Raw genomic sequence first — 7050 nt, 5'->3', positions numbered from 1 at the left:
TTCACTCTTCCAGAGGCGATGATTGTGGATCACCCGTGCGGTGCGCTCCGGCTCCCAGCCGACACCCTCGCCAACGATCGTCAGGAACTTGGATAGAGTATCCCCGACCACCAGGCTGCCACGCGGGATGTTGAATAGCTCGCAGGCCTGGTCATTGACCACCTCAACGGCCTCGTTCTCGTCCACAATGAGAATGCCGCCTGTCATGTGCTTGAGCGTGAGCTCAAGCAGTCCGGTCACAGCCTTTTCTGCCTGTGGGTTCAGGGCGTTCAACGGTCGCTCCGGCACGCTATACCCGTAAGGGTGACAAGAGACCGCGATAGCAGGATAGGGTAAACGTCACTTTACCGAACGGCGGTAAAACTGGCCGAGCCGGCAAGTCGACCGGCCGCTATCCGCGCCGATCCAAGTCACCGTCGCAAGCTCCGACCGTGTGAATTTTGCCGGTCCCCGGCTATTGTGTAAAGCACGCGACGTGTCTGCGCCTGACTCGCCCTTTTACCTGCCTTGATACGTCGGTGCTGCTATCTCAACTCAATTAGAGCACACCCAGGGAGGTTGCCGTACCTCAGGCGGCGAGTGGCATCGCTAGGACCTCTCTGATGATGTCGGGCCGAGCCTCTACGTTCACGTCCGACAATGCGAGCTCAAGCTCCTGCGCCTTAAGGCCCAGGTCGGCCTCCTGAAACATTCCCGCCGAGCCAGCGAGCTTGTGAAGGAATGACCGCATCTGCTCGATAGTGTCTTCGTCGAAGGTGCCTCTAGCGAGCACTCCTTCAGCGAATTCGCGCACGTCGCGCTTTCTTGAAACGTACTTGGCCTGCAGGGCCGGACTGATGAAAGAGTGCGCATGCGGCGTCGGTGTCGCACGCTTCGTTGTCCACGTCCTGATGACGCTTCCAAGCTGCTGAAGTTGAACCGGCTTCGCGATATGAGCTTGCATGCCCGCAGACAGGCAGTTGGCGACATCATCCGCATATGCGTTAGCCGTTAGCGCGATGATTGGAAGCTTCTCCGCGGTTAGGCCGGCTTCGCGAATGGCCCGTGTAGCGGCGATGCCGTCCATGACCGGCATCTGCATGTCCATGAGGACCAGATCAAAGTTCCGCCCGCTCTCACCTCCTTCTGTCACCGCCTCGAAGGCCTTAGCGCCATCGGAAACGATCGTTACGGTGTGGCCAAGATGGGCGAGCATGGCCTGCATTAGCTCCTGGTTCACATCGTGGTCCTCCGCCAACAACACGTGGACTTTGTCGAGAGGCGCTGCGCGCATGTCTTCGGGCCCTGCTTCAACGCTCGGGAGAGCCACCGCGGGTATCACGGGCACTCTGAGCGTGAAGGTCGTGCCACTACCCAGCTGGCTTTCGAACAGAAGCGTGCCGAGCATCATTTCAGCGAGCTTCTTGCTGATTGACAGCCCAAGGCCGGTGCCGCCAAAGCGCGCAGCAGTGTTGCCCTCGGCCTGGACGAACTCCTGGAAGATGGCGGCCTGGCTTTCTGGGGAAATGCCGATGCCGGTATCGGCAACTTGGATCTGAAGCACGCTGGTTGCACCATTGATCTCAAGCTTGGCGGCCACGGTTACCGAGCCTTCCTGCGTAAACTTCACTGCGTTCCCGACGAGGTTGAGAATAATCTGTCGCAGGCGCAGGCCGTCCAGAACCGCAAATTGCGGAACACTGTGATCAAGAACGCAGTGCAGCTCCAGGTTTTTCTGTGCAGCCGCTGGCCTTAACAGTTTAACACAATTGTTGATCTTGTGTCGTAAGTCGACGTGCTCCGGGGCGTTCTGCATTTGGCCTGCCTCGATCTTGGACAGGTCAAGAATATCGTTGAGAAGGCGCATCATTGCCCTTCCAGAGTCGGCGATCATCTGAGCATGGCGCCGTTGATCAGGTTCGAGCCGACCGCTCAACATTAAGTCCGTAAATCCGAGCACACCGTTCATAGGTGTGCGTATCTCATGGCTCATGTTGGCGAGGAAGTTCGCCTTACCCTTAGCGGCGGCTTCTGCGTTGTTGCGCGCTTCTAACAAGTCCAACTCTAGCTGAGATCTCCGACTGATATCCTCCTCTAGTTGAGCATTCAGAGCCGCGAGTTGGTTCAACCGGCGACGTCGCTCCGTTACGAATATGCAGACCAGGAATAAAAAGATTAAAGCAGAGCTTGCGATGGCCAATTCCATTGGCCGCTCAAGCCTTCCGGCAGCAATCTGGCGGTCTGCGAGCAGCTTCCGCTCTGCAGCGTCTGCAGCCTCAGCCAGGCGATCCCAACGCTCGTGCAGAGCAGTATTTGCTGGACTTAGCGCAATTTGAGTGGCTTTCGCCCGGTTCCCACGAGCAGCTTGCGTCAGGATTTCGCGCGTAATTGCTGACCGCCTGACATATAGCTGCTGAATCTCTCGGATGTTCTGCTGCTGATAATGGTTGTCGAGAGTTAACTCACGAATGTGGGCAAGCGCTGGCCCTGCTTTCTGCTGCAACGCGAGCGCGCGCAGCCGGAACTCAGGCGGCCCACCTAAAACGTAGCCCCTTTTGAAAACCTCGGCCTTGAGCATCAGGATCCGGGCGTGACTCAGCTCGTCTTCCACCCTTAGGGTGTGAGCGACCCATCTCTCCGCGTTCTTTTGCGCGACGAAGAGCGTAGCAGTCAGCGAACCGGCCGCGACGAGCAGAATAGTGCAAGCGATTATAATTATTTTAGGGCTCGATACTGAGCGTAGCATGATACATCCTGCCGACTGACGCTCCCATTATAGAACAAGGATGGGGCCGGCGGGGCGTCGGGTCTCGGTCGGCCGGGCCCGCCCCGCCGATGCACTTGGTTAATGGCTTGTTGAGGCGAGCGTTCGTAAAGTCGCTCCGGCTGCTGGGGGCATCTTCTTGGCTCTCCCACCTGCCTCTTACGTAACAAGAGATTGTCTATGGCCCGTATCATCATTGCAGACGACGACGAGATCGTCGGCGAGATCGCCCGTGACGCCCTGATCAGCGCCGGTCATGGCGCTGGGCTCGTCACCGATGGCATTGAAGCGTTCAGGATCATCAGGGCCCGCCGCCCGCATGCGGTCATTCTCGATTGCAACATGCCGGGCATGTCAGGCGTGTTGCTGGTGCAGGAGCTACGCAAGATGCAGGAGTTTGCCAGCTTGCCGGTCATGATGCTGACCGGACGTCGGGGTGAGCGTGATGAGGAGCTCGCTCGGTATGCAGGTGCGGATGATTACCTGCGCAAACCCTTCGATCCGGACGAGCTGGTCTTCCGCGTCGAGCAGATGCTGGCGAGGGCCTGATGGCGCGGATCATCTACGTCGAGGATGATCTCTTGGTGGGCGAGGTTGTTCAGGAGATCTTGACCCAGGCGGGACACCTGATCGGGATCGTTCCCCACGGCACCCTCGCCTTCGAGACCATCGTGTTCAAAAAGCCCGAGCTCATCCTTCTGGACCAGAAGCTGCCGGGTATGCAGGGCATGGAGATCCTGCGCGCGCTGCGCCGCCTGCCCGATCTCTACCTCACGCCCATCATCATGCTGACGGCCAGGGCAGGCGACGACCCGCGGGACGATGCACTTGTTGCGGGCGCGAATGACTATCTGGTGAAGCCGTTCGATCCAGCCGAGCTTGTGCGCCGCGTCGAACTCGTTCTGGAGCAGACCGCCCTTTACCAGGCAGTCCCGTAGTGGCGCTAAGTAGACCGGCTACATTGCCTCTACATCTCACACGATAGAGCGTTTTGGCGGCTGTTATTCAGCCTGGATCTATGGCCGACTACGACACCGGGCGAGCGCCCGTGAATGGCGAACTCTAGTAAGAAGCTGGCCGTCGCAACGGTTGGCTCGTTCTGCACTATAAAGACTGGGCCAAGGGTCGTCCTATCTGAACAAACTTGGAGGTCGCAGGGCGCCCGCGCCTCCCATCTCTCCCCTATAATTCGATTGAGTGCCGCTTCGTAGCAGTCGTGACCGCGCAAGACCGCGTTGATCGGGCAACTGCGAGTGGCTGGTGGATTATGTGACGGGGGAGTGCCAGCGTGGCGCATTTCGTGAACTTGAAGATCGTAACGAAGATCGTTGCACTATTATCGATGCTGGCGTTGGTCTGCGTCGGCGTCGTGATCTACGGCAACAGCACTCTCAAAGCCGTAGACAGCAGCTACAGCGAGCTAGTGGATCATAAGCTGCCGAGCACGACCAAGCTCGCGCGCGTCCAGCGCCTGGGCACAGAGATGGTCTACGCCGGCTACAAAGCGATTACTTATGACGGCGCCACTGAGACTGCCCAGCGCACTCCGAAGGACGAAGCGAAGGCCTACCAGTCAGCTAAGGAGCTGCTGATCGAGGCGCATCAGCTTCGGCCTGATCTCGACGCGCAGCTTAAGGACATCGAGGCAAATCTGGACCGGGTGCACGAGGTAACGTCGAACGCAATCACGCTGGGATTGGGCAACGACAACGCTGCAGCCACGCGCGGCATGGCCGGGGCTGATGATGCACTTGGGGCCATGGGCGCGACCCTCGTGCCTTTGAACAACAAGGCCATTGCCGATGCCCAGCAAGAGTCAGCGGATCTGAGCGCGCAGACCGCGGCAAGCGCTAGAACGTCGCTGATCGTTGGCGTTCTTGCGGCGCTCGCGGGCGTAGCGGCTGGGATCTTTGCCATCCGTGCGACGATCACTGCCCCGCTCGCCCGGCTTCAGGACGCGATGCGGGAGCTCGCTAAAGGCAACAACAAGGTCGACGTTCCCGGTGCGGACCGACGAGACGAGGTCGGGTCGATGGCCAAAGCCGTGCAGGTGTTCCGTGAGGCAGCACAGGCCCAAGAAGTGGCCGCGGCTGAGAAGAAGAGAGCCGATGAGCAGCAAAGGATGGTAGTCGCTACTGTCTCTCACCACCTGGACTCGCTCGCGGCAGGCGATCTTACTGCCTCGATCAACGTTGACTTCCCTGAAAGCTATGCAGGCCTGAAAACCAATTTCAACGAAGCGCTTAACGCTCTTCGTGAGCTGATTGCCTCTGTCGGGGCGAGCACCGCCTCGATCCGCACCGGCTCTGGCGAAATCGCCCAGGCGTCTGAAGACTTGGCGCGCCGTACCGAGGGCAATGCAGCCTCGCTCGAGGAGACCTCGGCAGCCATTGCTCAGATCGACGAACGCTTGAGAACTTCTGCAGTGTCTGCGGCTGAAACTGTAACGCGGGCCGATGGAGCGATCGCTACGGTTACGAAAGGACGAGGCCGGGCGGACCAGGCAGTCCAGGCAATGGGCCGGGTTGCCGAGAGCGCCAAGGGCATCGACAGCGTCATCGAGGGTCTCGACAAGATCGCCTTCCAGACGCGCGTGTTGGCGATGAACGCTGCCGTGGAGGCTGGCCGCGCCGGTGAAGCCGGCCGGGGCTTTGCGGTGGTCGCCGACCTTGTTGGCGCGCTCGCCATGCGCTCGGAAGAGGAAGCCAAGCGTGCGCGGGAGCAGCTTACTGCAACCCAGACGGACGTGGTCAGTGCTGTGGAGGCCGTTCAGAATGTGGACGCTGCACTGTCGGCGATCACGGGCGACGTCACGCAGGTACACCAACTGCTCGGAGCAATGGCTGCGGACAACCAGGCGCAGTCGTCGGCTATTACTCAGATTGCCACCGCGATCAGCACAATGGACCAGTCAACGCAGCAGAACGCCGCCATGGTCGAGGAAACCTCGGCTGCTGCTCGTAACCTCACCTCAGAAGTTCAAGCGTTGGCCGAACAGGCGGCGCGCTTCAAGGTAGATGCTCGCAACCACGGCCGCCCGGGCAGCTCGCATGTGGAAGCGTTGAAGCCGAAGCACGACGCGAAAAGCAGCTCGTACATGTCGCCGGTCAAGCCGCTTCCCGCAGCTGCAATCCCTGCCCTCACCCGGCCAGGTAGCGATGATTGGAACGACTTCTGATCCGCAGCGGGAGCCAGCAGGCGACAGGCTGGCTCCCGCACGCCAGACCAAGAGGCTAGCACATGACCAATACCCACGAAACCGGCGCCTCTGAACAGAAGATCATTGCTTTCAAAGTCGGCACGCAGCTGTTCGGGATCGACATTCTATCTCTCATCGAGATTCGAGAATGGGAAATCCCGACCCCGATCCCGGGCGCAGCCGACGATGTTCGTGGCGTGATCAATCTGCGGGGCACCGTCGTCCCGGTTATGGATCTGGGTCACCGCCTGGTCGGGCAGACTACCTCGATCCACGGACGTTCTTGCGTGCTCGTGCTCGATATAGCGGGGCAGTATGCCGGCTTCCTGGTGGACGAAGTTGCCGACATCGTGACCATCCAGGTCGCAGACATTCAGCGCGTGCCCGATCTAGAGCTTAGGGATGCGGACCTGGTTGCCGGCCTTGTGCACATTTCGAACAGCAACGGTGTGACAGAGGCAAGCCGCGCCGCTGTGACCACTGTGACTCTTCTTAACTTGCACGCTCTCCGGATCTCCAAAGGAGTGTGCAGGGCAGCTGCTTAGAAGCTGCCCGACGCTACGCACCGAATCTGTGTCACCTCGTTAACCATTGGACGTCAAGACAACCCCATCAGAGTTGGGCGGACTGCTCCGCTTCGCTGGTTGGGGAACCAGAAGATGTCGAAGACCACTGTTGCGTTGGAAGCCGCTGTTGCTGTTGTGATCGAGAACACGCCCACGGGCGACATTCGTCAGACAGCTCGTCAGCACGCCAACGCGGACAAGGCCTTCGCCCACATCCTGAAGCTCATCGGTCCGCGCATCCGCCACTTCATCCGCCAGTACGGCCTTGCCACTTACTGGGAGGACGCCGAGCAGTGCTGCGCGATCTGCGTGCATCGCGCTATCCAGGCCTATGACCCCGAGAAAGCGCAGTTCACCACCTTTGTGAACTGGCAGCTCCGTGGCGAACTGCAGAGCTTGCGTTTCCGCCTGATGACCGACCAGCGCCCCTCCGCGAAGAGGGTCGACGCCACCACCATGTCGCTTCATGTTGTCTCGACCAACTCCGATGGTGACGAAGCCACGCTGGAGTCGATGGTCGAAGACACGGAAGCGCTGGCGCG

6 protein-coding genes and 1 pseudogene are annotated in these 7050 nt (G+C 59.8%); 5 read left to right on the top strand and 2 right to left on the bottom strand.

Translation table 11 applies throughout. The features are described from left to right. Together FHS94_RS18960 and FHS94_RS18955 are read right to left on the bottom strand one after the other, a co-directional pair. Positions 1 to 273 (bottom strand): PAS-domain containing protein (locus tag FHS94_RS18960; RefSeq protein WP_184060853.1); only part of this gene is annotated, 273 nt, incomplete at its 3' end. 295 nt (positions 274 to 568) lie between these two features. Beyond that, positions 569 to 2725: an ATP-binding protein gene (locus FHS94_RS18955; protein ID WP_184060851.1), complete on the bottom strand. Its 2157-nt coding sequence runs from the start codon at positions 2723 to 2725 to the stop codon at positions 569 to 571. Between the two features lie 198 nt (positions 2726 to 2923). On the opposite strand from FHS94_RS18955, the gene FHS94_RS18950 reads away from it, so the two are divergent. From FHS94_RS18950 to FHS94_RS18930, 5 genes and pseudogenes are all read left to right on the top strand, one after another. Then, positions 2924 to 3292 (top strand): response regulator, encoded by a 369-nt coding sequence (locus FHS94_RS18950; protein ID WP_184060849.1) that lies wholly within the window; start codon positions 2924 to 2926, stop codon positions 3290 to 3292. After that, positions 3292 to 3681 carry a response regulator gene (locus FHS94_RS18945; protein ID WP_184060848.1) on the top strand — a complete coding sequence of 130 codons (390 nt, stop codon included), beginning with the start codon at positions 3292 to 3294 and terminating at the stop codon, positions 3679 to 3681. The genes FHS94_RS18950 and FHS94_RS18945 overlap by 1 nt, the downstream gene beginning before the upstream one ends. Before the next feature lie 350 nt (positions 3682 to 4031). Further along, positions 4032 to 5921: a methyl-accepting chemotaxis protein gene (locus FHS94_RS18940; protein WP_343055369.1), complete on the top strand. Its 1890-nt coding sequence runs from the start codon at positions 4032 to 4034 to the stop codon at positions 5919 to 5921. A gap of 62 nt (positions 5922 to 5983) precedes the next feature. After that, a complete protein-coding gene (locus FHS94_RS18935; protein ID WP_184060846.1) occupies positions 5984 to 6487 on the top strand; it encodes a chemotaxis protein CheW in 504 nt (167 codons plus the stop codon). Between the two features lie 114 nt (positions 6488 to 6601). Beyond that, positions 6602 to 7050, top strand: a pseudogene (locus tag FHS94_RS18930) (sigma-70 family RNA polymerase sigma factor); the annotation flags it as partial.

The organism is Sphingomonas aerophila (genome assembly GCF_014199305.1).
GTDB classification, from domain to species: domain Bacteria; phylum Pseudomonadota; class Alphaproteobacteria; order Sphingomonadales; family Sphingomonadaceae; genus Sphingomonas; species Sphingomonas aerophila.
This window is presented reverse-complemented; position numbering and strand designations above follow the sequence as displayed.

What these genes read in the sequence shown, in the direction of transcription:
- FHS94_RS18935 (WP_184060846.1), top strand. Translation starts at nt 5,984, where the DNA reads ATGACCAATACCCACGAAACCGGCGCCTCTGAACAGAAGATCATTGCT.
- FHS94_RS18950 (WP_184060849.1), top strand. Translation starts at nt 2,924, where the DNA reads ATGGCCCGTATCATCATTGCAGACGACGACGAGATCGTCGGCGAGATC.
- FHS94_RS18945 (WP_184060848.1), top strand. Translation starts at nt 3,292, where the DNA reads ATGGCGCGGATCATCTACGTCGAGGATGATCTCTTGGTGGGCGAGGTT.
- FHS94_RS18955 (WP_184060851.1), bottom strand. Translation starts at nt 2,725, where the DNA reads ATGCTACGCTCAGTATCGAGCCCTAAAATAATTATAATCGCTTGCACT.